General features: G+C 70.1%; 23 protein-coding genes. 11 read left to right on the top strand and 12 right to left on the bottom strand.

The window, feature by feature from the left end:
* Positions 1-16: 16 nt before the first annotated feature.
* The 3 genes from MA876_RS06225 to MA876_RS06215 are packed head-to-tail and all read right to left on the bottom strand — an operon-like array spanning position 17 to position 3,460.
* The gene (locus MA876_RS06225) at positions 17-862 is read right to left on the bottom strand and encodes a transglutaminase family protein (protein ID WP_248146983.1); all 846 of its coding nucleotides are present in this window, start codon (positions 860-862) and stop codon (positions 17-19) included.
* On the bottom strand, positions 859-1,791 hold the full coding sequence (locus MA876_RS06220) for an alpha-E domain-containing protein (RefSeq protein ID WP_248146981.1): 933 nt from the start codon (positions 1,789-1,791) through the stop codon (positions 859-861). Before MA876_RS06220 ends, MA876_RS06225 begins: the two co-directional genes overlap by 4 nt.
* A complete protein-coding gene (locus MA876_RS06215) occupies positions 1,784-3,460 on the bottom strand; it encodes a circularly permuted type 2 ATP-grasp protein (protein WP_248146979.1) in 1,677 nt (558 codons plus the stop codon). Before MA876_RS06215 ends, MA876_RS06220 begins: the two co-directional genes overlap by 8 nt.
* Positions 3,461-3,566: 106 nt before the next feature.
* On the opposite strand from MA876_RS06215, the gene MA876_RS06210 reads away from it, so the two are divergent.
* Positions 3,567-5,105: a molybdopterin-dependent oxidoreductase gene (locus tag MA876_RS06210; RefSeq protein WP_248146977.1), complete on the top strand. Its 1,539-nt coding sequence runs from the start codon at positions 3,567-3,569 to the stop codon at positions 5,103-5,105.
* A 102-nt stretch (positions 5,106-5,207) separates the two neighbouring features.
* On the opposite strand, the gene rocD is transcribed toward MA876_RS06210, so the two are convergent.
* Positions 5,208-6,434 (bottom strand): ornithine--oxo-acid transaminase, encoded by a 1,227-nt coding sequence (rocD, locus tag MA876_RS06205; RefSeq protein WP_248146975.1) that lies wholly within the window; start codon positions 6,432-6,434, stop codon positions 5,208-5,210.
* The gene (gene ddaH / locus MA876_RS06200) at positions 6,431-7,297 is read right to left on the bottom strand and encodes a dimethylargininase (protein ID WP_248146973.1); all 867 of its coding nucleotides are present in this window, start codon (positions 7,295-7,297) and stop codon (positions 6,431-6,433) included. Before ddaH ends, rocD begins: the two co-directional genes overlap by 4 nt.
* Positions 7,298-7,495: 198 nt before the next feature.
* Between ddaH and MA876_RS06195 the strand changes: the two genes are divergently transcribed.
* Genes MA876_RS06195 through MA876_RS06180 form a run of 4 tightly spaced genes read left to right on the top strand, consistent with a single transcriptional unit; the run spans position 7,496 to position 11,731 of the window.
* Complete coding sequence (locus tag MA876_RS06195; RefSeq protein WP_248146971.1) at positions 7,496-8,401, top strand: hypothetical protein; 906 nt, start codon at positions 7,496-7,498, stop codon at positions 8,399-8,401.
* On the top strand, positions 8,398-9,588 hold the full coding sequence (locus MA876_RS19280) for an acylneuraminate cytidylyltransferase (RefSeq protein WP_248146969.1): 1,191 nt from the start codon (positions 8,398-8,400) through the stop codon (positions 9,586-9,588). Before MA876_RS06195 ends, MA876_RS19280 begins: the two co-directional genes overlap by 4 nt.
* Positions 9,585-10,457, top strand: coding sequence for an N-acetylneuraminate synthase family protein (locus MA876_RS06185; protein ID WP_248146968.1), 873 nt, complete (start codon positions 9,585-9,587; stop codon positions 10,455-10,457). Before MA876_RS19280 ends, MA876_RS06185 begins: the two co-directional genes overlap by 4 nt.
* The gene (locus tag MA876_RS06180) at positions 10,454-11,731 is read left to right on the top strand and encodes a DUF6716 putative glycosyltransferase (protein WP_248146967.1); all 1,278 of its coding nucleotides are present in this window, start codon (positions 10,454-10,456) and stop codon (positions 11,729-11,731) included. Before MA876_RS06185 ends, MA876_RS06180 begins: the two co-directional genes overlap by 4 nt.
* Positions 11,732-11,898: 167 nt before the next feature.
* Here MA876_RS06180 and MA876_RS06175 read toward each other — a convergent pair whose 3' ends face one another.
* The 3 genes from MA876_RS06175 to MA876_RS06165 are packed head-to-tail and all read right to left on the bottom strand — an operon-like array spanning position 11,899 to position 13,534.
* Positions 11,899-12,882: an NAD(P)-dependent alcohol dehydrogenase gene (locus tag MA876_RS06175; RefSeq protein ID WP_248146966.1), complete on the bottom strand. Its 984-nt coding sequence runs from the start codon at positions 12,880-12,882 to the stop codon at positions 11,899-11,901.
* Complete coding sequence (locus MA876_RS06170) at positions 12,879-13,100, bottom strand: helix-turn-helix transcriptional regulator (protein ID WP_248146965.1); 222 nt, start codon at positions 13,098-13,100, stop codon at positions 12,879-12,881. Before MA876_RS06170 ends, MA876_RS06175 begins: the two co-directional genes overlap by 4 nt.
* Positions 13,100-13,534 (bottom strand): hypothetical protein, encoded by a 435-nt coding sequence (locus MA876_RS06165; protein WP_248146964.1) that lies wholly within the window; start codon positions 13,532-13,534, stop codon positions 13,100-13,102. Before MA876_RS06165 ends, MA876_RS06170 begins: the two co-directional genes overlap by 1 nt.
* 165 nt (positions 13,535-13,699) lie before the next feature.
* Between MA876_RS06165 and MA876_RS06160 the strand changes: the two genes are divergently transcribed.
* Positions 13,700-14,545 (top strand): PIG-L deacetylase family protein, encoded by an 846-nt coding sequence (locus MA876_RS06160; RefSeq protein WP_248146963.1) that lies wholly within the window; start codon positions 13,700-13,702, stop codon positions 14,543-14,545.
* On the opposite strand, the gene MA876_RS06155 is transcribed toward MA876_RS06160, so the two are convergent.
* On the bottom strand, positions 14,542-15,411 hold the full coding sequence (locus MA876_RS06155) for a GTP-binding protein LepA (protein WP_248146962.1): 870 nt from the start codon (positions 15,409-15,411) through the stop codon (positions 14,542-14,544). The two genes, MA876_RS06160 and MA876_RS06155, sit on opposite strands and share 4 nt — an antisense overlap.
* Before the next feature lie 2 nt (positions 15,412-15,413).
* The gene (locus tag MA876_RS06150) at positions 15,414-15,617 is read right to left on the bottom strand and encodes a hypothetical protein (protein WP_248146961.1); all 204 of its coding nucleotides are present in this window, start codon (positions 15,615-15,617) and stop codon (positions 15,414-15,416) included.
* A 98-nt stretch (positions 15,618-15,715) separates the two neighbouring features.
* Here MA876_RS06150 and MA876_RS06145 point away from each other — a divergent pair, with 98 nt between their 5' ends.
* Positions 15,716-16,474, top strand: a complete 759-nt coding sequence (locus MA876_RS06145; protein ID WP_248146960.1) for a hypothetical protein — start codon at positions 15,716-15,718, stop codon at positions 16,472-16,474.
* Between the two features lie 130 nt (positions 16,475-16,604).
* Here MA876_RS06145 and MA876_RS06140 read toward each other — a convergent pair whose 3' ends face one another.
* Positions 16,605-20,270 (bottom strand): proline dehydrogenase family protein, encoded by a 3,666-nt coding sequence (locus tag MA876_RS06140; protein ID WP_248146959.1) that lies wholly within the window; start codon positions 20,268-20,270, stop codon positions 16,605-16,607.
* Between the two features lie 102 nt (positions 20,271-20,372).
* Here MA876_RS06140 and MA876_RS06135 point away from each other — a divergent pair, with 102 nt between their 5' ends.
* Genes MA876_RS06135 through MA876_RS06120 form a run of 4 tightly spaced genes read left to right on the top strand, consistent with a single transcriptional unit; the run spans position 20,373 to position 23,013 of the window.
* On the top strand, positions 20,373-21,269 hold the full coding sequence (locus MA876_RS06135; protein WP_248146958.1) for a LysR family transcriptional regulator: 897 nt from the start codon (positions 20,373-20,375) through the stop codon (positions 21,267-21,269).
* A 9-nt stretch (positions 21,270-21,278) separates the two neighbouring features.
* The gene (locus MA876_RS06130; RefSeq protein ID WP_248146957.1) at positions 21,279-21,971 is read left to right on the top strand and encodes a hypothetical protein; all 693 of its coding nucleotides are present in this window, start codon (positions 21,279-21,281) and stop codon (positions 21,969-21,971) included.
* Positions 21,968-22,507 (top strand): hypothetical protein, encoded by a 540-nt coding sequence (locus MA876_RS06125; protein ID WP_248146956.1) that lies wholly within the window; start codon positions 21,968-21,970, stop codon positions 22,505-22,507. The genes MA876_RS06130 and MA876_RS06125 overlap by 4 nt, the downstream gene beginning before the upstream one ends.
* Entirely contained in the window at positions 22,504-23,013 is a 510-nt protein-coding gene (locus MA876_RS06120; RefSeq protein ID WP_248146955.1) for a hypothetical protein, read from the top strand. Before MA876_RS06125 ends, MA876_RS06120 begins: the two co-directional genes overlap by 4 nt.
* Here the strand turns inward: MA876_RS06120 and MA876_RS06115 are convergent.
* The gene (locus tag MA876_RS06115; RefSeq protein WP_248146953.1) at positions 22,917-24,251 is read right to left on the bottom strand and encodes a hypothetical protein; all 1,335 of its coding nucleotides are present in this window, start codon (positions 24,249-24,251) and stop codon (positions 22,917-22,919) included. The genes MA876_RS06120 and MA876_RS06115 overlap by 97 nt on opposite strands.
* Between the last annotated feature and the right edge of the window lie 9 nt (positions 24,252-24,260).

Genomic DNA, 24,260 nt, shown 5'->3' with positions numbered 1-24,260 from the left:
CGGCGGCTCGACAGGCTTACGCCTCTCGAGTGATGGTCACCTTCACGTGCAGGTGGGACTTGAACGGTCCCGCGTACACGCCGCGCAGCGGCGGCACGTCGCCGTAGTCGCGGCCGCGTCCGACCAGGACGTGCCGGTCGCCGATCTCGATGTTGTTCGTGGGGTCGAAGCCCTGCCACTCGCCCGCGAACCACTCGACCCAGGCGTGCGACTCACCCGGCACGGCCTCGCCGACCTCGGCATCGGCGCGCGGATGCAGGTATCCCGAGACGTAGCGCACGGGGATGCCCACTTCGCGCAGCGCACCGAGCGTGATGTGCGCGATGTCCTGGCACACGCCCTTTCGGGCCGCCCACGCCTCCGCAGCCGTCGAGTGGACGCCCGTGATGCCGTGCATGTACTCGACCGCGTCGCCGATCGCCTCGGCGATCTCGTGCGCTGCACGGCCGGGTTGCGCATGGCGCGCTGCGATCGTGCGCGCGAGGTCGGCGACCTCGGGATGCGGGCGGGTGCGCGCGGTCTGGCCGAGCTGCTCGACCGTCTCGATCGAGCGCGCGATGTCGTGTGAGAGGTCGTCCCAGCTCACATCGAACTGCTCGATCGGGCGCGGCCGCACCTCGACGAGGGAGCGAGCCGTGATCTTCAGATCGCTATGCGGCGAGAGCACGTCGAACGCCGCGACACGCGTGCCGAAGTAGTCGACGTACTGATTGACACTCGTCGACGGCTCGATGTCGAGCGAAGAGCTCAGCACGAACTGGCTGTCGGTCGAGCTCGGCAGCATCCGCGCCTCGTTGTAGGACGCCGTGACATCCCCCTGGTACGAGAATCCGGTCGCGTGCTCGACCCTCAGGCGCTTCATGAGATCTCCCCGATCCAGCTCGGCTCGGCCTGCGTCGGGAAGAACCGCTGGCGGATGGCTTCGGAGGCCTCGCGCGTGACCTTCTGGACGGCATCCATGTGCTCGGGCAGCTCGTGCAGGATCTCGCTGATGGGCCGGTACTCCAGGTCGTTGCGGATCTGGCCCAGCGCACGCAGGACCGTGTTGGAGTGCCCGACGCGGTCCGCCCGCGGGTCGATCGCGCTCATGCAGTCCTCGGCGCGGGAGACCGAATAGACGATCGACCGCGGGAACAGCCGGTCGAGCAGCAGGAACTCGGCGGCATTGCGGGCGCTGGGCATGCCGCGATACGTACGCAGGTATGCCTCGTACGCGCCGCACGACCGCAGGATCGTCGTCCACGACGGACCGGATGCCTCGGTCAGCGACCGCGTCGCCAGCATGCGCGCCGTCATGTCGGCGCGTTCGATGCTGCGGCCGAGGGTGAAGAACTGCCACGCCTCATCGCGACTCGTCGAGGAGTCCACGATCCCGACGGCGAGCGCCGCACGCTCGCGCACCCACTGGAAGAACTCGTGGACCTTCTCCGTCTGCAGGCGTCGCGGCATCCGCGCGCTCGTCGTGTTGAGGGTCTCCCACAGCTCGGTGCTCACGATCTCGCGTGCGCGGCGCGCATTCTCGCGGGCGGCCGTGAGGGCGTACGCGATGCTCGACGGATTGCCGCGGTCGACGGCGAGTCGCGCGAGGACGTCCTGCCGCCGCACGACCTCGAGATCGGCGGGGGGGTTCGATCCCATGACGCCCAGGAGCGACCGGCACGCGGTGTCCTCGTCGATCCACGGATCTTCCAGCAGCAGCTGCAGGTGCACGTCGAGGATGCGCGCGGTGCCGTCGCTCCGCTCGATGTAGCGGCCGATCCAGAACAAGGACTCGGCGATGCGACTAAGCATCGGCGGTCACCTCCTGCGCCTGCTGCTGCTGCTCCTGCTGCTCGACCGTGGACCGCGGGCGGTCCTGCGGCGAGTGGGTGGGTGGGGCGCTCGTGTCGTAGATGATCGGGATGGCCGCGGTGACGGATGCCTGGTCCGCGACGAGTCCCGCGAGTCCCGCGCCCTGCCCGTACTCGACGTGCCCGGGAGCCGCTCCGCCGACGATCCAGGTGTCCTTCGACCCGCCGCCCTGGCTGGAGTTCACGACGAGCTCGCCCTCGGGGAGCGCGACGCGTGTGAGTCCGCCCGGCAGGACCCAGATGTCGTCGCCGTCGTTGACCGCGAAAGGCCGCAGGTCCGCGTGGCGCGGCCGCATGCCGTCTTCGACGAGCGTGGGGATCGTCGACAGCATGACGACGGGCTGCGCGATCCAGCCGCGGGGGTCGGCCACGAGCCGCTTGCGCAGTGCTTCGAGTTCGGCTGGGGAGGCATCCGGCCCGACGACGAGACCCTTGCCACCCGATCCGTCGACGGGCTTGACCACGAGTTCGGGCAGTCTGTCGAGCACCTCTTCGAGTGCACCGGGGTCTTCGAGCCGCCACGTGTCGACGTTCTTGAGGATGGGCTCCTCGGCGAGGTAGTAGCGGATGAGATCGGGCACGTACGTGTAGAGCAGCTTGTCGTCGGCGACGCCGTTGCCCACGGCGTTCGCGATGGTGACGTTGCCGAGTCGCGCGGCGAGCATCAGCCCCGGCGCACCGAGCATCGAGTCGGCCCGGAACTGCAGCGGGTCGATGAAGTCGTCGTCGACGCGGCGGTAGATGACATCGACGCGCTTGGGGCCCCGCGTCGTGCGCATGAACACCTTGCCCCCGATGCAGAGCAGGTCCCGCCCTTCGACGAGCTCGACGCCCATGAGTCGCGCAAGCAGGGTGTGCTCGAAGTACGCCGAGTTGTAGACGCCGGGCGTCAGGACGACGACATTCGGGTCCTCGACGCCGGGCGGTGCCGACGCGCGCAGCGCCGCGAGCAGCTTGTTGGGGTAGTCGCCGACGGGCCGCACGCGCATCGAGACGAAGAGCTCGGGGAGCGTCTGGGCCATGACACGGCGGTTGGAGATGACGTACGAGACACCCGAGGGCACCCGCACGTTGTCTTCGAGCACGCGCATCTCGCCGTGCTCGTCGCGGATCAGGTCGATCCCCGAGACGTGGATGCGGACGCCGTTGGCGGAGTGGATGCCGGCGGCCTGGCGATAGAAGTACTGGGATGACGCGATGAGCCCTGCGGGCAGCACATCGTCGCGCACGCAGTGCTGGTGACCGTAGGCATCGTCGAGGAAGGCCTCGAGCGCGCGCACGCGCTGCTTGACCCCGGCCTCGACCCGCGACCACTCGTCGTACGTGATGATGCGGGGCACGGCATCCAGCGGGAACGGACGCTCCTCACCCGCGAAATCGAACGTCACACCCTGCGCGAGGTACGAGCTCGCGAGCGAATCGGTACGACCGCGGAGTTCCTCCTGCGTCATCTTCGCGAGCGCCTGGTAGAGCTCCCGATACGCCTGACGCGACTCGGCCGGCTCGCCGGAACTGGCGGGGCTCCCGAACATCTCGTCGAAGGCGGGCACCCCGGATGCCGTCTTGCGCGGCGCCAGAGTCGAGCCGTAGCCGTCGAACAGATCACCCATGGGGAGAGCCTAGTCCGGGCCGTGTTGCGAGAGTGTTTCCGCACGAGTCTGCTGCGGATTCGCCGAGAACGGCCCGTGCGCACCTGCTCAGTCCTACGCTGACACCGTGAGCACGACTCGGGTGTCCGCCCCGATCGCGGGCGTGGCCGGCATCGCCGCCGTCGCGGTGGGTGCGGGCCTCGGCGAACTCGTCGGAGCGCTCGTCGCACCCGAGTCACGGCCGTTCGCCGTCGTCGGCGGTGCACTCATCGATGCGGCCCCGTCGTGGGCCAAGGACACCGCCATCGCACTGTTCGGCACGGCGGACAAGATCGCCCTGCTCGTGGGCATCGGCATCGTCGCGATCGGCCTCGCGTTCTTCGCGGGGTGGCTGCAGGCGCGCCGCCCACCGTGGGGAGTCGTGCTCGTCGCCGCCGTCGGCGTGGCCGGCGCGGTCGTCGCGACGACCCGCGCGGATGCGGGGTCGCTCGCGTGGGTTCCCGCCGCGGTCGCGGGCGGGATCGGCGCGGTCACGCTGTGGGGTCTGATCCGGATGCTGCGACCCCGCGAACCGGTCGCGGCCGACGGGCCGGAGCCCTCACGTCGCGCGTTCTTCGCGGTGACTGGCGTCGCCGTCGGGGTGGGCGTGCTCGCGACGATCGCAGCGAGCGCCCGGCGCGCAGGTGGTGCCGCCGTCGAGGCGGTGCGCTCGGCGCTCAGGCTCCCGGCCCCGGCGGTCGCGGCATCCCCCGTTCCCACCGGTGCCGAGCTCGACATCCCCGGCCTCGCGAGAGTCGTCACGCCGAACGATCAGTTCTACCGGATCGACACGGCCATCATCGTGCCCGAGGTCGATCCCGCCGACTGGAGCCTGCGCATCCACGGCATGGTCGAGCGCGAGGTCGTGCTGACGTGGGACGAGCTGCTCGCCCTCCCGCTCGACGAGAGCTGGACCACGCTCGCGTGCGTCTCGAACGAGGTCGGCGGGACCCTCATCGGCAACGCGAAGTGGCTCGGCTATCCCATCCGCTCGCTCCTGGAGCGCGCGCAGCCCACAGCGGACGCCGACATGGTGCTGTCGCGCTCGATCGACGGGTTCACGGCATCCACTCCCCTCGACGTGCTGACCGACGATCGGGACGCGATCCTCGCCGTCGGCATGAACGAGGAACCGTTGCCGCTCGAGCACGGGTTCCCCGTGCGGATGGTCGTGCCGGGGCTGTACGGCTACGTCTCGGCGACGAAGTGGGTGACCGAGCTCGAGGTGACGCGGTTCGACCGCGCCCGCGGGTACTGGACCGACCGCGGGTGGTCGGAGCGCGGGCCGATCAAGCTCCAGTCGCGCATCGACGTGCCCCGCAAGCAGCAGGGGCTCAAGGCGGGCGACACGGTCATCGCGGGCGTCGCGTGGCAGCAGCACGTCGGCGTCACGGGCGTCGAGGTGCAGATCGACGAGGGCGAATGGATGCCGGCACGCCTGGCGACCGCGATCTCGGACGACACGTGGGTGCAGTGGAGCATGCCCTGGACGGCGACGGTCGGCGATCATCTGCTGCGCTGTCGCGCGATCAGCGCCGACGGAGAGGTGCAGACGTCCGACCGCGCGCATCCCGCGCCCGACGGCGCGACCGGCTGGCACGAGAGGTTCATCACCGTCTTCGAGTGACCTCGACCCCGTGCGAATCAACACGATCTTCACGAACGCACACTCTGCGCGCGTGAATAGCGCGTTGATTCGTGAGGATCGTGTCGTCTCGCGGCGCGGGTCTCAGCCCTTGAGCACGAGGGCGAGCTGCTCGACCGCCCAGTCCAGCTCGGTCGCGCGCACGACGAGCGGCGGCGCGATGCGCAGCGTCTGGCCGTGCGTGTCCTTCGCGAGCACACCGCGGGCGAGGAGCTTCTCGGCGATCTCGCGCCCCGTGCCGTACGCCGGGTCGATGTCGATGCCCGCCCACAGACCTGCGACGCGGACGCCCGTGACGCCGTGGCCGACGAGGGCCGCGAGACGGGTCTCGAGGTGCTCGCCGAGGGCCGCACCGCGCCGCTGGAACTCGCCCGTCTGCAGCATCTCGACGACACGCAGGCCGATCGCCGACGCGAGCGGGTTGCCGCCGAACGTCGAGCCGTGCTCGCCGGGATGGATGACGCCGAGGATCTCGCGGTCGGCGACGACCGCCGAGAGCGGGAGGATGCCGCCGCCGAGCGCCTTGCCCAGCAGATACACGTCGGGCACGACGCCTTCGCGGTCGCACGCGAACGTCGCACCCACACGACCGAGGCCCGACTGGATCTCGTCCGCGATGAAGAGCACGTTCTCGCGCGTGCAGATCTCGCGCACCGCCTGCAGATAGCCGGCGGGCGGGATGACGACCCCGGCCTCACCCTGGATCGGCTCGATCAGCACGGCGGCCGTCTCGGGGGTGATGGCCGCGGCGATCGCGTCGGCATCGCTGAACGGCACGTGCACGAACCCGGGCGTGAAGGGGCCGAAGCCCTCGCGTGCGACGGGGTCGTCGCTGAATCCGACGATCGTCGTCGTGCGGCCGTGGAAGTTGCCGTCCGCGACCACGATCGTCGCGGCATCCGGCGTGATCCCCTTGACGCGGTAACCCCACGCCCGCGCGACCTTGATGCCCGTCTCGACGGCCTCGGCGCCCGTGTTCATGGGCAGCACCATGTCTTTGCCGCACAGGTCGGCGAGCGCCGCGGCGAAGGGTCCGAGCTGGTCGTTGTGGTACGCACGGCTCGTGAGCGTGAGATGCCCGAGCTGCTCGCGGGCGGCGGCGAGGATCGCGGGATGCCCGTGCCCGAAGTTGAGGGCCGAGTAGGCCGACAGCAGGTCGAGGTAGCGCTTGCCCTCGACATCCGTCACCCAGGCGCCCTCACCGCGCGAGATGACGACGGGGAGCGGGTGGTAGTTGTGCGCGAGATGCTCGGACTCGGCCTCGATGACGGCAGAGGTCGCGGCATCCGGAACGAACGTCTGCGTGGTCATCGGCGCAGCTCCAGCGTGCAGCACTTGATGCCGCCGCCGCCGAGCAGCAGCTCGGAGAGGTCGACCAGGATCGGGTTGTAGCCGCGCTCGCGCAGCTGCTTCTCGAACCCCTTGGCGCGCGGCGAGATGATGACGTTGTACCCGTCGCTCGACGAGTTCAGGCCGAAGACCGCTCCGTCGTCGTCCGATACCCGGATCGCCTCGGGGTAGCGCTCGGCGAGGATCGCCTGCGACGCCTCGTCGAACGCGTGGGGCAGGTACGCGATGTTCGCCTTCTCGACGCCGCCCTCGCCCTGCACGGGGTCGAGCACCGCGATCGCGGTGTCGAGGTGGTAGAACCGCGGATCGACCAGCGTGAGCGAGACGACCTCCTTGCCGAAGATCTCGCCGAGCTCGCGGTGGCTGTCGCCCGTCGAGCGGAAGCCCGTGCCCGCGAGGATCGTGTCGCCCACGAGCAGGAAGTCGCCCTCGCCCTCGTTGACCTCCACCGGCTCGGCGACGGTGTAGCCGTTCGCGGCGAACCACTCCATGAACGCAGGGCCCTCGGGTACGCGCTCGGCGAAGCGGAACTTCGCGCCGTACGCGGTGCCGTCGATCAGGAAGCCGCCGTTGGCCGTGTAGACCATGTCGGGCAGGCCCTCGATCGGTTCGATGAGGTGCACCTCGTGGCCGAGCTCGAGATACGTGTCGTAGAGCTTCTGCCACTGCGCGACGGCCTTCGCGGTGTCGGTCGGATTGGCCGGCTCCATCCAGGGGTTGATCGTGTAGCTGACGGTGAAGTGCTCGGGCCGGCACATCAGGTACGTGCGGTGCTGCGCGATGCGGGTCGTGGTGCCGGCGGTGGCCGTGTCGGGCGTGGTCATGGGGCTCCTTGCACGAGTGCGGCGGACGCTGTCCATGGGCCCGGCGGTGCTCGGATGATCTGAGCCGGCGACACGGGCACGCCGACATCCATCATCTCACGGGCCCCGTCAGACGACCTTCACCGTTCACCTCGACGTCGCTTTCTGCTCGCCGGACCGTCACGAAGGCCCCGCAGGGTGTGGGGAAGGAGTGTGACCGTGGACAAGGAAGCCGTGCTGGCCTGGGTGGAGTCGCCCCTGCAGCTCGTCGGAGCCGCCGAGTGGGCGGCGGCCGAGGATCGTCGCGTGCCCGTCGCCGGTCGGCTGACGCCGCAGATGTCGGCGACCGCCGATGAGCTCCTGTCGCGCGGAGCACGGTTCGGCGCACTCGAGCCCTACGTCGGCATCCCGTGGTCGCTGCTCTCGCAGCACGGGCACTGGCTCGTGGGCGACGGATTCTCGGGGCAGTTCCGGCTCGCGGCATCCGTCCTGCGTCCCCGGCGGATCACGTTCCTGGATGACGGAGCCAACGCGATCGCCTTCGCCGAGACGCTTCTCGGCACGCGTCCATACGCACGTCCGGGCGTCTCGGAGCGTGGACTCACGACCACTCTGCGCCCGTTCGCGCTCGAGAAGGTGCTGCGCCTGGGCCGACGCCGTCGCGCGGACTTCTTCACGGCCTTCGACCTCGGCCCCGGCCGCCGAGACGACCTCGCCGATCGTGGGTTCGGCGTCCGGCCCCACGCCTTCGAGTGGACACGCGCCTCGGCGCCGGCTCCCGTGGAGCTCGGCACGCGCATCGCGCTGGGCAGCGCGCGACCCGTCGACGGACGGATGCCGCTCCCTCTCTATCTGCAGTGGGTCGCCGCGACGGCAGCTGCGGGTCCGGTCGCCTACCTGCCCCACCGACGCGAGACCGATCGCCAGCTCGACGCGGTCGCGGCCGTCGCCGGCGTGAGGATCGTGCACTCCGACCTGCCGGTCGAGCTCGTGCTGGCGGGCACGCGCGCGCCGCTCGAGATCTTCACGCTGCCCTCGAGCACGACCTCGACCCTGCCCCTCGTGCTCGCGGGCACGGGCTCGGTCGTGCGCACGGGTGAGACGCAGACGCGGGTGTCCTCGTGAGCGAGGTCGTCGCGATCATCCCCGCGCGAGGCGGATCGAAGGGCATCGAGCGCAAGAACCTGCGTCGGGTCGGCGGGATCGCTCTCGTCGCCCGTGCGATCGTCGCGGCCCAGCGGTGCACCGAGGTCGATCGCGTCGTCGTGTCGACGGACGACGCCGAGATCGCGAACGTCGCCCGCGAGTGGGGCGCCGACGTCGTCCTGCGTCCCGTCGACCTGGCCGGCGACGAAGCGTCGTCCGAGAGCGCGCTCCTGCATGCGCTCGATGTGCTGGAGGAGCGGCGAGTGGATGTCGGCATCCTCGCGTTCCTGCAGGCGACATCGCCCTTCATCGACTCCGAAGCGCTCTGCGAAGCCGTCCAGCTCGTGCGGTCGCGTCGCCGCGACACCGTCTTCTCGGCGGTCGAGACGTACGGGTTCCTGTGGTCGCGCGGCGCGGGCGCCGCCGCGACGGCGATCAACCACGACGCGTCCCGCCGGCCTCGCCGGCAGGACCGCGAGCCGCACTTCCTCGAGACGGGCGCGTTCTACGTCATGCGGGCCAAGGCGTTCCGTGCCGTCGGACACCGCTTCTTCGGCAGCATCGGCATCGCCGAGGTTCCGGCGCGCAGCGCGATCGAGATCGACATGCACGACGAGCTGGCGCTCGCCCGCGCGATGGCGCCGCTGCTCGACGCCGCCGCCCCGATCGACGTCGACGCGGTCGTGACCGACTTCGACGGCGTGCACACGGACGACACCGTGACGGTGACCGACCGCGGCGAAGAAGCCGTGCGGGTGAGTCGATCCGACGGGATGGGCATCGCCCTCCTGCGCCGCGCCGGCATCCCCGTGCTGATCCTCTCGACCGAGAAGAACCCCGTCGTGTCGGCTCGAGCGGCGAAGCTCCGGGTCGACGTACTGCAGGGCATCGACGACAAGGCGGCGAGCCTGCGGGAGTGGGCGGATGCGGCATCCGTCCCCCTCTCGCGCATCGCGTACCTCGGCAACGACGTCAACGACCTCGGCTGCCTCGAGATCGTGGGGTGGCCCGTCGCGGTCTGCGATGCGCACCCGCTCGTCACCGCCTCGGCGCGGGTCGTGCTCGAGCGCGCAGGCGGCGACGGCGCCGTCCGCGAGCTCGCCGACCTCGTGCTGCGCGCACGCGAGAGAACCGCATCCATCCCCCACGAGAGGACGCCCTCATGACCGTCACCATCGGATCCCGTGTCGTCGGAGGCGGACGCCCCGTCTACGTCATCGCCGAGATCGGCCTCAACCACAACGGCGACGTCGAGCTCGCGAAGCGCCTCATCGACGTCGCCGCGGATGCCGGAGCCGACGCCGTCAAGTTCCAGAAGCGCACACCCGAGATCTCGACCCCCGAGCACATGCGCGACATGCCGCGCGAGACGCCGTGGGGAACGATGACGTACCTCGAATACCGCCGCCGCGTCGAGTTCGATCGCGACGAGTACATCGAGGTGTCCGATCACGCGATGCTGCGCGGACTCGAATGGTTCGCCTCGCCGTGGGACGAGCCGAGCGTCGCGTTCCTCGAGGACCTCGGCGTCTCGGCGCACAAGGTCGCTTCGGCGTGCCTCACCGACACCGGCCTGCTCCAGACCCTGCGAGACACCGGCAAGCCGATCATCCTCTCGACCGGCATGTCCACGATCGAGCAGATCGACCGCGCGACGGACGTGCTCGGCACCGACCGCCTCGTCCTCATGCACGCGACCTCGACCTATCCGATGGAGCCCGAGGAGGCGAACCTGCGCATGATCCCCGCACTGCGCGACCGCTTCCCCGGCGTCGCCGTCGGCTACTCGGGACACGAGCGCGGCCTGCAGGTGTCGCTCGCCGCCGTCGCCCTCGGCGCCGTCGCGGTCGAGCGTCACATCACACTCGACCGCACGATGTGGGGCTCGGACCACGCCGCATCGCTCGAGCCCGCGGGCCTGCAGCACCTCGTGCGTGACATCCGCATCATCGAGTCCGCTCTCGGCGACGGCGTCAAGCGCGTCTACGACGGGGAGCTCGCTGCGATGGCGAAGCTCCGCCGCGTTCCGGCGTGACTCGTCTGCGGGTCGTCGGAGTCGCCGACACCGACTCGTACGTCAAGTGGGGCGCGGCCCTGCTCGGTTCGGCGTCGGCGGACTGGGATGTCGAGCTGCTCGTCCTCGACACCCCTTCGGTCGTCTCGGATGCCCAGTTGCACTCGGCGCTGGCGGGGAGCGGGATGGATGCCGCGGCCGCGCGCCGCGTCACCTTCGACGAGCTCGAGTTCGCGCTGACGAGTCGTCCGCCCGACGCGGTGCTCGTCGCCGCCCGCGGTCCGCTCGCCCGCGTCGTCGCCCGCACCGTCGCGGAGCGCGCGCCGTTCGCCGTGATCGTGACGGGCCTCCCGGGCATCTCGATCCCCGCGACGCGCAAGGCGCTGCTCTACCGCGCCCAGTGCGACGTCTTCGTCGTGCACTCGCACCGCGAGGTACGCGAGTTCGATGCTCTGGCTGAGCGCATCGGCCTGCCCCAGTCGTTCGCGCTGGCGAGCCTGCCCTTCGCCGGCCGGGATCGCGCCGCGCACGGCGACGACCTCGTGTTCGCCGCGCAGGCGCTGGTCCCCGCCGAGCGCTCGGATCGCCTGCGCATCGCGGCGATGCTTCTCGCCGCGGCGCGGGCCCACCCCGATCGCCGGGTCGTCGTGAAGCTGCGCGCCGAGCGCGGGGAGCACCAGACGCACGCCGAGGCCGACCCCTACCCCGAGCTGCTGGAGCGCTTCGCGCCGCTGCCGTCGAACCTCGTGATCTCGACGGCTCCCATGCGCGCGGCGCTCGACTCCGCCGAAGGCCTCGTGACGGTCAGCTCTACCGCGGCGATCGAGGCGGTCGCCCGCGGCATCCCCGTCATCGCGCTCGACTCGTTCGGCATCGCGCCCGAACTCATCAACGTCGTCTTCGAGGGCAGCGGACTGTTCGGAGACGAGGTGGATGCCGCGGCCCGCCGCTTCCGGCATCCGGATCCATCGTGGATCCACGACAACTACCTGCACGACCCGGCCGACGACGACTGGACCGCCGCCGTGGCCGAGCTCGTCGAGCGCCGCCGCGAGGGCCTGCTGCCGCACCGAGAGCCTCTCTCCCGCCGCGGGGGCAGCCTGCGCGACACGTGGGAGCGCAAGCGCGCGCTCGGACCGCTCGACCGGTCGGCCGCCGGGCGCGTGGCCCTCGTGCTCGGTGTGCCGCTGCGCGCGGCCCTCGTCGCCGCTCAGCGCGCCCGCGCGATCGCCGCGCCGCGGCCCGCAGCCACCGCACCCCGGACACCGCAGCGCGAGTCGTCGACGACACGCTGACGATCGACCCGCCGCCCACGGCGGCCGTCGCTCTGCTTGAGCTGAGCGCAACCACCCGTGCAGATCAGCGGGGATCTCGGGCGACACGCTGACGCTCGCCCCCCACCGGCCGCGTGTCGCCCGGAACTCCCGCCGATCTGCACGAGCGGCGTGGGGCGAATGGAGGATCAGGCCGTGACGACGACCTTGCCGACCGTGCGACCGGACTCGACGTGCGCGAGCGCCGCGCCCGCCTCGGCGAGCGCGTACGTGCGCTCGATCGCCGGTGTGAGGCGACCGGAGGTCGCGAGTTCCGCGAGCCGTGCCGTGACAGGAGTCTTCGTCACGGCCGTGATCGAGCGGAAGCGGCGTCCGGGCCGCGCGGCGAACAGCGAACGGATCATGCGCGGGATCGGACCGAGCACGCGGCCGCCCTCGCCGCCGACCAGTGCGACGGTACCGCCGCGCGCGAGCAGCGCGCGCAGGTTCTCAAGCGGAGGCTCGCCGGCGATGTCGACGATCGCGTCGAAGCTCCCCGCGGGGAGTGACGACAGCGCGAGCGTCCGGTAGTCGAAGGTGCGGGATGCCCCGAGCTCGCGCAGCAGGCTCTCCGCGCGCGCGCCGCACGTCGCCCAGACCTCGGCGCCGCGGTCCGCGGCGAGCTGGACCGTCAGCGTGCCGACGCCCCCGCCCGCACCGATCACGAGCACCCGCGAGTTCTGCCCGACACGGCACGCGTCGAGCACCGTCACGGCCGTGTTGCCCGCGATCGGCAGGCATGCGGCGATCTCCGGCGCGAGCCCGTCAGGCACGCGTGACACGCGCGACGCCTTGATCGCGACGTACTCGGCGAGCGTGCCGTCGCCCGATCCGACGACCCGGTCGCCCGGGGCGAACGCATCCACTCCTTCGCCCACCGCCACGATTCTCCCCACGAGGTCCATCCCCCGGCCATGCACCCGCGGCCGGCGGACGCCGAAGACGAGCCGGACGAGCCTCGGCTCGCCCTGCATGAGATGGATGTCGCCGGAGTTGATCGACGCCGCCTCGAAGCGCACGAGCACCTCGCCCTTGCGCGGCCGTGGAACCGGGATCGTCTCGGCGAGGACCGTGTCGGCGCCGCCGTACACGTTCTGTCGCCACGCTGTCATGGTGTCGGTCGTGATGGTCATGATGACTCCTCGGGGTAGTGGAAGACGTCGTCGAGGCCGACCCCGAAGACGCGGCTGATCTGGAAGGCGAGCTCGAGCGTCGGCGAATACTTCCCCTGCTCGATCGCGATGAGGGTCTGGCGGGTGACGCCGAGCCGCCCCGCGAGGTCGGCCTGCGTCATTCCCGCGCTCTCGCGCACCGCACGGATCGTGTTGGTGACCTTCGTGGGCTTCACCATCAGGCGAGTCCCCGTCGGTAGGCGATGACACTGGCGATGCCGCCGACGACAGCCGAGAGGAAGAACCCGAAGAACATCGTGTTCGCGATCCAGAACCAGTCGACTTCGAAGGCGCACTCCACGAGCACGCCGAGGCCCGCGATGACCATGAAGGACTGACCCACCCGGCTCCCCATGCGCGAGATGTCGCGGTCGCGCTCGTCCGACTTGCCGATCCCCTCGCGATCGCGCATCCCGGCGAGGATGCCCCACACGATGCTCCCGACGATCGAGAGCACGATGCCGCCGACGATGGTCCACAGCATGATCGGCCACCACTCGACGTCCTCGAGGGGGCCGCCCGCGGCCTGCTGGAGGACGACGATGATGTAGATCGGGATGACGATCACCGAGACGATGAGTCCGACCCACGTATTGCGCTCTTCATAGACCATGAGCTTCTCCCGAATGTCTAGAATTCTTTACATCGCGAGAGTACGACGCCCGCGGCATCCATGTCAAGAATTCTTTACAAGCCGATTCGGAACCGAGCGGCGCTCGGTTTAGGATGCTCAAGCCGTCGATGACGACGGCAGCCCCAACCCCCCCGGAGTCCTCCCATGCGCAAGCGCTGGATCGCGCTCATCGTCGTCGCGTCCGTCCTCGTCGTCATCCTCGCCGGCGCCTACTGGGCCGGCCGCAGCCTCTTCCACATGCCGACCGCGAAGGGCGTCGACTCCGTCGTCGGCGAGCTCGGCGGTCAGCGCGTCCTCGGCGTGTTCGCGCACCCCGACGACGAGCAGACGGTGAACGGCCTGTTCTGGCGCGCGAAGACGCAGGACGGCGCCTACACCGCGATGATCACGGCGACGGCCGGCGAAGCCGGGCACCAGGTTCCCACCGTCGCCCGCGATGAGGACCTCGGTCTCGTCCGAACGGCAGAGGCGCTGAAGAACAGCTTCAACCTGGGCGTCGACGAACACGAGGTGTGGGACTACCCCGACGGCGGAGTGCCTGAGGTCGATGAAGATGAGCTGGTCGACCGGCTCGTCACGGCGATGAAGCGGATCAAGCCTGATGTCGTCGTCGGATTCTGGCCGGCGTCGGGCGCCACCGGGCACAAGGACCATATGGAGATGGGGCGTGTGACCGAACTCGCGATCGCGCAGCTCGAAGCAGAGGGCGGGTCGTACTCCGGACCCGACTACCTCGTCTACACGATCAGCCCCACGACCGCGCTCTCGATCTTCGGCGGCGAGCAGGGCGCGCTCGTCGTCGAGAACCAGCCCGACCCCGAGTACGCGATGAACGCCGAGACCGGCAAGAAGCTCGAGGGATGGAAGATCCACGCATCGCAGGAGAACTACCTGCAGGCGGCGTACTACCTGCCCGCCTGGCTCGTGTACCTGCTGTGGGACAACGAGTTCTACCACGTACGGGATCTCGCGGCGGAGCCCCTCGGCTAAGCCGCGTCGAACCCGCGATCTCTATAGAGTTCCACGGATTCGCGGAGCGCCTTGAGGACGTATGGCGGGAACTCCATGCCCTGGTGGTCCGCCCACAGCAGCTGCGCCTCGATCCGGCCGACCTCGCGCGCGTACTTCTCAAGATCGGTTGCGAAGCCGAGCGCTGTGACGACGCCGCCCATCTGCGCGCGGTAGCGGTCCTGTCCGTTCGTGCCGACGAGGTTGTAGGTCTTCTCGCGCAGGATGCGGGCGAGGTAGAGCTGCCACGGCCGCAGCTCACCGGCCTGGATCATCGCCGTCGCCGACATGCGGTAGAACGCGAAGTGCCCCGGCTCCTGCTGCTTGATCGGGGTGATGATCGTCTCGGCGATCGCGGTCTCGCCGAGCTCCCGCATCCCCTCGTTGATCACGTTGTACGCCAGCACCGCCTGCCGCTCGGTGCTCGCGCCCGTGAGGTAGTAGAGCAGGCGGGCGATGTCCTGGATGGATGACAGGTGCGCGAGCGCGCCCATGATCTTCATCTTCATCGACACCTCGAGCTCGGGAGTCGTCGCGGGGCGCCCGAGGTCCTGCTGCAGGCGGTCGAGGATCAGCCCGTGCTGGATCTCCTGCGGCTGCCAGACGTCGGCGTAGAAGAGGCGGTCGACCTCCTGCACGTCGGGCAGGAGCACGAGGAGCTCCAGCACGTTGCGGTCGACCTCGAGCTCGACCCGGGCGAGATAGTCGACGACATGCCCGTACTTGTCCGCGACCGCTCGGGGATCGTGCACCTGCCGATCGACGGAGTCGAGCGTGATGGGCGGGTACAGCTCGCCGAGCCGCTGCACGTGCTCGAGGATGCGCTGTTGCGTGATCTGCTCCGCCACGCCTACATCCCGGTGATGCGCGTCCAGGCCGCTTTGCCTTCGGCGCGGCGACTCGCCTGCTGCGGAGTGAGCGCTTCGCCCGGATCACCGGCGCGCTGAAGATCGTCACGCTGGTCGGTGTAGCGCCGGTACCAGTGGACGAATGCCCATGCGAGGAATCCGATCGCGATGAGGACAGCCATTCCGATGATGAAGAGGTAGTCCATGGCGCCAGACTACGACTTCGCCGTCCGTCACGGGACGATTCGTGACGATCGTTGCAGCACATTTGGCGTTTCGCTCGGTCACCTGGGATTCTGGGCAGATGGGGAGGCGTACAGCGGAGGAGACGCGCAAGCTCATCCTCGACGCGGGGTTGAAGCTGCTGCTCGAGCGCGGCGCTTCGGCGGGGGTTCAGCACATCAGGCTGCAGGAGGTGCTGCGCAGCGTCGGGCTCACGACGGGGGCGGCGTACCGCATCTGGGCGGATCAGGACGACTTCCATCGCGACCTGTCGATCGAGATGGTGAGTCTGCGGTTCGCGCCACCGTCATCCAGCGCTCAGAACGCCGCGCGTACCGTGCTCGAAGACGACGGATCGATGGATGACGTCCTCCGCGCGACGACGCAGGACCACGTCGACTATGCGTCGCGCTTCCATCGGGAACCGGAGTCGCGCGATTCGCACGCGTTCATCACGGCGCTCGCGTTGCGCACCGCAGCGGGCAGTTGGCCGGAACTGCGCGACGCGAGTGCCGAGCGGCACGCCGAGTCGATCGCGGATTTCACCGCCTTCTACACCGCGATCATGCCGCAGGTCGGTCTGCGGATGCGTGAGCCGTTCACCGTGCAGGACTTCGCCGAGGCCATGGCGGCACTCGGCGAAGGTTTCGCCGTGCGCGCGGCCGAGGGACTCGATCATCCGATGTACGAGATCGAAGAGGGCGCGCCGCTGCCCGCCGGCACCTGGACTCTCTTCGGCATCGCCGCCCGTGGGCTCGTCGAGGTCTTCATGATCCGCGACGAAGACGATGCCGGAAACACCGCAGCGGCCGCGGGTCGCCAGGACGACCCGGGCCGCTGACCCCAGTGTTTTGCGGGTGACCTCAGCCGGCACTCCCCCCAGGATGGCCGGGTCGATCACTCCCCTCGTTCATGGTGGCGCATTCGTAACCGCGGAACCAGAAAGATAAGTTGTTTATCTTGGGCAGCCCTCAGATGACCTGCTCGCTCCACCGATCGGGGTTGCCGAAGCGGTGCGCCGTGATCGCGATGGCCTGCTCATGCAGGAATGGCAGCAGCTCGAGCCGCCCCGCCGTCGTGACCTCGTTGTCGTAGACCGCCAGATCGGGGTCGCCGTCGGTCGCTTCGGCGAGCGCGCGGTGGGCGCGGGCGACGGATGCCGGTGAGCCGATGAACCGCACGCGCGACGGGCGATCCGCGGTCGCGCGAGCGAGCCATTCGTCGTCGGTCTCGACGAACACACCGATGCCGACGTCGGAGAGCGCTCGGCGCACGGCCGCCGGAAGGCCCGTCGGAGCGCTGATCGCGAAGGCCGCGCCCGAGCGGATGCCCGCGAGGGCTGTCCGCAGGATCGCGTGGGGCGCGGCATCCAACGTCGCCCGCACCGCGACGCCCGGCATCGGCCGATAGCGGAACAGGTTGCGCTCAACCCCGAGGCGCGAGACGTCTTTGACCTGGCCGAACTCGCGGTCCCACGCGATCGCGTCCGAGAGCGCGCCACGGCGAAGCCACTCGAACTCCTCGTACCCGAGGGAGGGCTGGGCCGCCTCGATGATGGTGGTGAGCCGCGAGTCCAGGCCGCGCAGGTGGAGCGTCGACGAGGGCTGTCCGCCCGCGGACGCGCGCCATGTCCCCAGACCGATCAGGTAGTTGGGCCCGCCGGCCTTCGTGCCGGCACCGACCGAGGAGCGCTTCCAGCCGCCGAAAGGCTGTCGCTGCACGATGGCGCCCGTCGTGCCGCGGTTCACGTAGAGGTTTCCGGCCTGCACGGTGTCGAGCCACTGAGCGAGGTCGTCGGGGTCCTGCGTGTACAGCCCGGCAGTCAATCCGTAGGCGACGGCGTTCTGCAGCTCGATCGCCTCGGAGAGGGAGTTCGCGTGCATGATGCCGAGCACGGGACCGAAGAACTCCTCGCGGTGGAACCTCGATCCGGCCTGGACGCCGGCACGGATGCCCGGTCGCCAGAAGCGGCCCTCGTACTCGGGACCGTGATCGATCGACTGCGGCGCGACGAGCCACTGTTCGCCCTCGTCGAGGGTCGTGAGCGCCCACTCGAGCTTGCCGTGCGGGGGCTCGATGACGGGCGGCACTTCGCTCAGCGCGTCGGTCGGCGGGCCGACGCGGAGAGAGGTCGTGGCATCCACCAACTGTCGTGCGAACCTCTTCGAACGGCCGACGGATCCGACGAGGACCGCGAGCGATGCCGCCGAGCACTTCTGCCCGGCATGGCCGAAGGCGCTCTTGATGAGATCGGATGCCGCGAGGTCGAGGTCCGCCGACGGCATGACGATCATCGCGTTCTTACCACTCGTCTCGGCGAGCAGCGGCAGGTCGGGTCGCCAGGAGCGGAACAGCGCCGCGGTCTCCCACGCACCCGTGAGGATCACCCGATCGACGTCGGGGTGCGAGATCAGCTGCGTTCCGAGCTCGCGCTCGTCGAGCGCGACGAGGGCGAGCAGGTCGCGGGGGACCCCCGCGTCCCACAGTGCCTCGGCGATGACGGCGGCGCAGCGACGCGCCTGGTGAGCCGGCTTGAAGACGACGCCCGAGCCGGCGGCGAGAGCGGCGAGCACTCCGCCCGCGGGAATCGCAAGGGGGAAGTTCCACGGCGGCGTGACGACCGTGAGCTTCGCCGGCTCGAATACGGCACCGCTCACGCTGTCGAGCTCGCGTGCGGTCGCCGCGTAGTAGTTGGCGAAGTCGACGGCTTCGCTGACCTCGACGTCGGCCTCGGCGAAGACCTTGCCCGTCTCGGAGGCGGCGACCTCGATGAGCTCGCCGCGTCGCTCCTCGAGCGCGCGTGCCGCCGCCTGCAGCACGAGAGCGCGGTCGGCCGCGGGGGTCGCCCCCCATGCGGCGGCCGCGGCACGCACACGGGCCACGATCGCGTCGAGCGCGGCGGGGTCGGAGACATGGGACGCCTCGATCGTCGCGTCGCCGGCGGTCGACCCGTCGATGCGCGAGAGGATGTCGCGCGCCCACGCGCGGTTCGCGGGCAGTGCCGGGTCGGAGTCGGCCGCGTTGCGGAACCCCGGCGCGCCGTACGCCGTCGCTTCCGACTCGCGCGACGAGAAGACGGCCGTGTCGACGAACGCCTCGCCGCCGAACAGATGTGCGTCGACCGGCCCGGCGACGGGAACCGTCTCGCCCGGATCCGCCGCCGCTGAGCGGGCGATGCCGAGCACGGCCTCGGTGAGCCCTGCCTCGTCCGAAGCGGCCGGGCGGGTGAGGGATGCGGTCGGGGCGACGCCGACTGTCCGATCCTGGGAGCGGTTCGGCCCGGTCGGCAGCGACGGATCTGCCGCGCGCTCGAGCGATGCGACGAACCGGTCGCGTTCGCGGTCGAACATCGACGGGTCGTCGACGAGTTCGAAGGCCGCCGAAAGGAAGTTGTCGCTCGAGGCGTTCTCCTCGAGCCGCCGCACGAGATAGCTGATCGCGACGTCGAACTCGTCCGGACGCACGACCGGCACGTAGAGCAGGACGTGTCCCACCTCGCGCGTCACGGCTTCGACCTGCCCTTGCGCCATCCCGAGCAGCATCTCGAACTCGACCGCGTCGCGAACGCCGCGCTCCCCCGCGAGCAGCCACGCGTAGGCGATGTCGAACAGATTGTGCCCCGCGACGCCGATCCGCACCGCACCCGTGTGCGCTGCGCGCAGCGCGAAGTCGAGGCAGCGCACGTAGTTCGCGTCCGAATCGAGCTTGGAGCCGTAGGTCGCGAGCGACCAGTCGTGCATCGCGGCATCCACTCGCTCCATGGCGAGGTTCGCACCCTTGACGAGACGCACTTTGATGCGCGCCCCGCCCGCTTCGACGCGCTCCTGCGCCCACTCCGTGAGGCCTTCGAGAGCGGGCAGCGCATCGGGCAGGTAGGCCTGCAGGACGATCCCCGCTTCGAGGCCCTGGAGCCGCGGATCGGCGAGGATGCGGGTGAACACCGCGATCGTCAGGTCGAGGTCGCGGTACTCCTCCATGTCGAGGTTGATGAAGGTGCCGTCCTGCTGCGCGCTGAGGTACAGCGGGAGCAGCCGCTCGACGACCTTGTCGACGACCTCGTCGAACGCCCACATCGAGATGTGGCTCGCGATCGCCGACACCTTGACCGACACGTAGTCGACATCCGGCCGGCGGATCAGCTCGTGGATGCCCTCGAGCCGGTGCTGCGCCTCGGTCTCGCCGAGCACGGCCTCGCCGAGCAGATTGAGGTTGAGCCGTGCGCCGCTCTCGCGGATCTTCGCGATCGCGGGGCCGAGCTTCTCGGGACGCGCGTCGACCACGAGGTGCCCGACCATCTCGCGCAGGACGCGCCGCGCGATCGGCACGACCGGTGTCGGCAGCACGGGCGCGACAGCACCCCCGACGGCGACCGCCGAGCGAAGGTACCAGGGCAGGAAGTCCGGCACGAGCGGCGCTACGCGCTGGAGGTGGGATGCCGCGGCCGAGAGGCTCTCGGGGCGCATCACGCCGTCGACGAAGCCGATCGTGAAGGGAAGGCCGTTGGGATCCTTCAAGACCCCGGCCAGCCGCTCGGCGGCGGGATCGACGTGGGCACCGGCGGCCTCCGTCGTCCAGCGCTGGGCGAGAGCGATCGCCGCGTCGGCGAGCGAAGTGGTGGGGGCGGGCTGCGGCGACATCGCGGTCCTTCGTTTCAGGGTGGTTCCAGCATCCACCCTTCAATCATTCATGAAAAGCGATCATCTGCGATGATTACTCATCGACATCATCGAAGGGTCATCGTGTTCGAGCTGAGACGGCTGCGACTGCTGCACGAGCTCGCGCTCCGGGGCACGCTCGCCGCCGTCGCGGAGGCCCTCGCGTACAGTCCGTCGACGATCTCGCAGCAGCTCGCCCAGTTGGAGAAGGATGCCGGTGTGCCGCTGCTCGTGGCCGACGGGCGGCGCGTCCGACTGACCGAGCACGGCGCGGCGCTCGCGGAGCACGCGGCGCGCGCACTCGAGCTCGAAGAGGGGATCCGCGGCGAGCTCGAGTCGCTGCAGCCGGGGATCGCCCCCGTGCGCATCGCCGCGATGCAGACCGCCGTCCATGCGATCCTTCCGGCAGCTCTCTCGGCGCTGGACCCGGCTGTGCGCATCGAGGTCGCCGAACGTCCTCCGGAGGAGGGACTCTTCGAGCTCTCGGCGCGGCGGTTCGACCTCGTGATCGCCGAGCAGTACCCGGGGCGCACGCGGGCGCACGAAGCCGGCCTCGAGCGGGTGCTCCTCGGCAGCGATGCGATCCGGCTCGCGGTGCCGGCATCGGATCCCGCCGATGGTCTCGCGGCGGTCTCCGGCCGCGCGTGGGTCATGGAGCCGAAGGGAACGGCCGCCCGCGAGTGGGCTGTGCAGCAGTGTCGGGCCGCGGGCTTCGAGCCGGACGTGCGGTTCGAGCTCGCCGACCTCACCGCGCACATCGGACTCATCCGCTCCGGCGTCGCCGTCGGGGTACTGCCCGACCTCGTATGGGCGGGCTCACGACCGCCGGTGCGTCTCGTGGAGCTTCCCGGCGAGCCCGCGCGCGACGTCTTCGCCGCACTGCGAGCCTCGTCGGCGACGCGGCCCGGCATCCGCGCCGTGCTCGGCGCCCTCCAGGCCGCCTTCCCCGCGCGCAGATCCGACGGCACAACCGTCGAATAGGCTGATCGCGTGACGGATGGGGGTGCGCCGCAGACACGCGCTGACGCGCGCCGCGTGCGCGAGGTTCAGGCTGCGCAGCCCCCGGCGCCCGAGCCGCAGCGCCGTTTCCGCTGGGTGCGGACGGCGGCCGGCCGCGTGCCCACATCCTGGTTCGCCGGCATCGCGACCGCGCTCCTCCTGGTCGTCACGGCTGCCTTCGGCGGCCTCGCGACCGTCGACCCGCCCGGCCCTTCGACGATCGCCGCCGGCGATGTGCACGTGAGCGACCAGTACGCACTCACGGTCGAGAGTGCGTACCTGCAGGACGCGGACCCCGACGCGGGGATCTACCTCGACGAAGGCGAGCGGATGCTCATCGTGCGCGTTCTCGCCGAGAACCTCTGGGACAAGCCCCAGCCCACGGCGGGGTTGACGGACAACATCACGATCGACGGGCTGTCACTGGCAGATGCGCGCGCCATGCGGGTCGATGACGCGACGGCGTCCGAGACGCTGCAGCCCGGCATGCCGGTCGAACTCGACTTCCGTCTGCGCGTCGAAGACGGCGAGTACCACGACGGCGACACACTGCGGGTCACCCTCAACGATCTCGCCCTGTACACCGGCACGTTCGTCATGTCGGGGACGTCCTGGACCGACCCGCGGCCCGCGGCCGAGCTGACGCTCCAGATCCGCGACGCGGCGCAGACGGAGCCGTCATGAAGCGCGCGCTGCAATGGACGATCGGCGTCTCGCTCGTCGTGGCGGCATGGGGCGTGTCCGCACTCACCCCACCCGAGGACGCCCGTGAGGCGCCCTTCCCCGTTCGCGCCTCGATCGGGGAACCGGCCGTCGGCCGGAACCTCCACGCCACGATCTCGAGCGTTCGCCACGCCGACACCGTGACCTCCGGCGACTGGAGTGCGGACGGCAACTGGATCGTTGTGGAACTGTCGGCCGGCGCGATCCTCGAACCCGGCGGTCTGTTCCTCACGACACTCGAGACCGACGGTCGCACCTACTCCGCGAGCGAACGCGTGTCGACGATGCGTCGGCAGTCGCTCGATGCCGGACTCACCATGGCAGGCGACCTCGCGTTCGAGCTGCCCCCGGACGTGCGCACGGGCGGCGCGACGATCGTGCTCGGTATGAACCCCACGCCTCGGCTGGACTCCGTCATCGAGCTGTCCGTCGACCTGGCCGCACTCGACACCGTCGACTCGATCGAACTGAACCCGACAGAATCGGCCCGATCGTGACGCGGGGTTGGTGGAGGAGCAACGCGCTCGCGCTGGGCGCGATCGCGGTGCTGGCTCCCGTGACGGCCGTGGTGATCTCGCTCAACGCGTGGCAGGACCTGCCGGCGATGCACACGCGGGCCGTCGCCGTCGGCGAGACGGCCGAATACGCGGGTGCGGACGTCGGTCCGCTCCGAGCGAGCTTCGACCGCGTCGAGGGCGCGCCTCCGGGTGCGCGCGTGATCGCGGTCGAGCTCGAACTCGATCCCCGGCGCTCGGAGTTCGCGTGCCTCCCCCCGGAGCTCGTCGAAGCGTCAGGCCAAGGCCGCCGCTGGATCGAATCCAGCCTCTCGCTGGATCGTCCGTACGATCCGGAGCGCGTGACCTACTGCGATACCTCGCAGCCCGGTCCGTACACGTTGTCGCTCGACTACGTCGTCCCCTCGGACGCATCGGGACCATTCGTGCTGGAGCTGTTCAGCGCCGCCGGAGACGGCGAGCGCCTGCTGCTGGCTGCCGTGCCGTGAGTCGACCCGGCGCCGTCCGATGCCGTGGTCAGCGCCTCGGCGGAGGCGTCGGCATCCCGCTGCAGCAGCCGACCGATCACCTGGTCGTACGACGACGAGACGAGCACGATGCGCAGCGGTTCGATGAGAAGCGGGATCAGCAGCAGGATCAGCTGATCGTTGACGGCCCAGAAGCCCGCGAAGTCGTTCGGCCCGAACACGCGTGTGACCCCGATCCCGAAGAGGGACTCGAGAGCCGTCAGCACCGTGTAGAGCAGGATGTACCCGCCGATGAGGATGGGCCCCGCCCGCCACATCAGCACGAACACGCGTCCGATGGGCCGAAAGCGACCGATGAGGTCGCCCCACACGTCAGCGAGCCTCGACCGAAGCCAGCCCGGGACCCGCGTCCACCGCGTGCGCGCGCGATCGACGAAGCCCCCACGCACCTGGACGCCGCGGGGCGCCACCGCCTGGCCGTACACGACGCCGGCGATCGCGAGCCACGCGAGGGGCTTGAGGATGATGCCGCCCGCTTCGCCGAGGAACCACTCGATCGCCTCCCAGAGCCAGGCGATGACCACGAGCTGACCTGAGAGCCATGACCGCGCGTCCGCGACCCACACGACCGCTTGACGGGAGTCCACCCACGAACCGAGCGCAGCGAACCCGTCGCCGATCAGCGTGGCGGTGAGGAAGACCCAGAGCAGCTCGAGATAGACGGCCCCGAAAGCGAACCATCGTGGCAGCCGTGCCGCGTGCCGCTTCAGGAGCCAGCGCAGACCGAAGGCGATGACGATGAGCAGCACCGTCCAGATGCTGAACGACAGCCAGCCGTTCTCGCCGTCGCCGACCTCGCCGCGCAGTACGCCCACTTCCAGCACACGCTGGTAGTAGAAGGCCATGTCGTCGCGCAGGAGACCCCACGCGGCGTAGAACGCGACGAACGGAAGGATCGATCCGAGGAGCGCGCGCAGGAACTGCTCGCGGCGATCGTCGGCGCTCTCGGGCCGCGGTGCGATGATGCCGAGCTCCCGCATCCCGTCGCGCACGACGAGGAACATCGCGACGTAGCTCACGAGGCGCGCGAGGATCGCGAGCGGAAGCAGGAGCGCACCGCCGAGCGCGGAGTACGCGCCGACCCACCCGGCGACCTGGATGACCGCCCAGTTCACGAGGACTCCCGCGAGGAACCACGCGACGATCGGAGGCCAGTGGGCGAGCAGCTGCCGCCCGGCTCCGGTGAGGATCGCGATCACGATCTCACG

The sequence above is a fragment of the Microbacterium aoyamense genome, assembly GCF_023155855.1.
Taxonomy (GTDB): Bacteria; Actinomycetota; Actinomycetes; order Actinomycetales; family Microbacteriaceae; genus Microbacterium; species Microbacterium aoyamense.
This window is presented reverse-complemented; position numbering and strand designations above follow the sequence as displayed.

Bases quoted from the DNA above. Each gene is read 5' to 3' on its own strand.
- ddaH (WP_248146973.1), bottom strand. From the start codon at position 7,297: ATGACCACGCCCGACACGGCCACCGCCGGCACCACGACCCGCATCGCG.
- MA876_RS06160 (WP_248146963.1), top strand. From the start codon at position 13,700: ATGCGCAAGCGCTGGATCGCGCTCATCGTCGTCGCGTCCGTCCTCGTC.
- MA876_RS06170 (WP_248146965.1), bottom strand. From the start codon at position 13,100: ATGGTGAAGCCCACGAAGGTCACCAACACGATCCGTGCGGTGCGCGAG.
- MA876_RS06150 (WP_248146961.1), bottom strand. From the start codon at position 15,617: ATGGACTACCTCTTCATCATCGGAATGGCTGTCCTCATCGCGATCGGA.
- MA876_RS06165 (WP_248146964.1), bottom strand. From the start codon at position 13,534: ATGGTCTATGAAGAGCGCAATACGTGGGTCGGACTCATCGTCTCGGTG.
- MA876_RS06145 (WP_248146960.1), top strand. From the start codon at position 15,716: ATGGGGAGGCGTACAGCGGAGGAGACGCGCAAGCTCATCCTCGACGCG.
- MA876_RS06125 (WP_248146956.1), top strand. From the start codon at position 21,968: ATGAAGCGCGCGCTGCAATGGACGATCGGCGTCTCGCTCGTCGTGGCG.
- MA876_RS06185 (WP_248146968.1), top strand. From the start codon at position 9,585: ATGACCGTCACCATCGGATCCCGTGTCGTCGGAGGCGGACGCCCCGTC.
- MA876_RS06220 (WP_248146981.1), bottom strand. From the start codon at position 1,791: ATGCTTAGTCGCATCGCCGAGTCCTTGTTCTGGATCGGCCGCTACATC.
- MA876_RS06175 (WP_248146966.1), bottom strand. From the start codon at position 12,882: ATGACCATCACGACCGACACCATGACAGCGTGGCGACAGAACGTGTAC.
- rocD (WP_248146975.1), bottom strand. From the start codon at position 6,434: ATGACCACGCAGACGTTCGTTCCGGATGCCGCGACCTCTGCCGTCATC.
- MA876_RS06140 (WP_248146959.1), bottom strand. From the start codon at position 20,270: ATGTCGCCGCAGCCCGCCCCCACCACTTCGCTCGCCGACGCGGCGATC.
- MA876_RS06215 (WP_248146979.1), bottom strand. From the start codon at position 3,460: ATGGGTGATCTGTTCGACGGCTACGGCTCGACTCTGGCGCCGCGCAAG.
- MA876_RS06225 (WP_248146983.1), bottom strand. From the start codon at position 862: ATGAAGCGCCTGAGGGTCGAGCACGCGACCGGATTCTCGTACCAGGGG.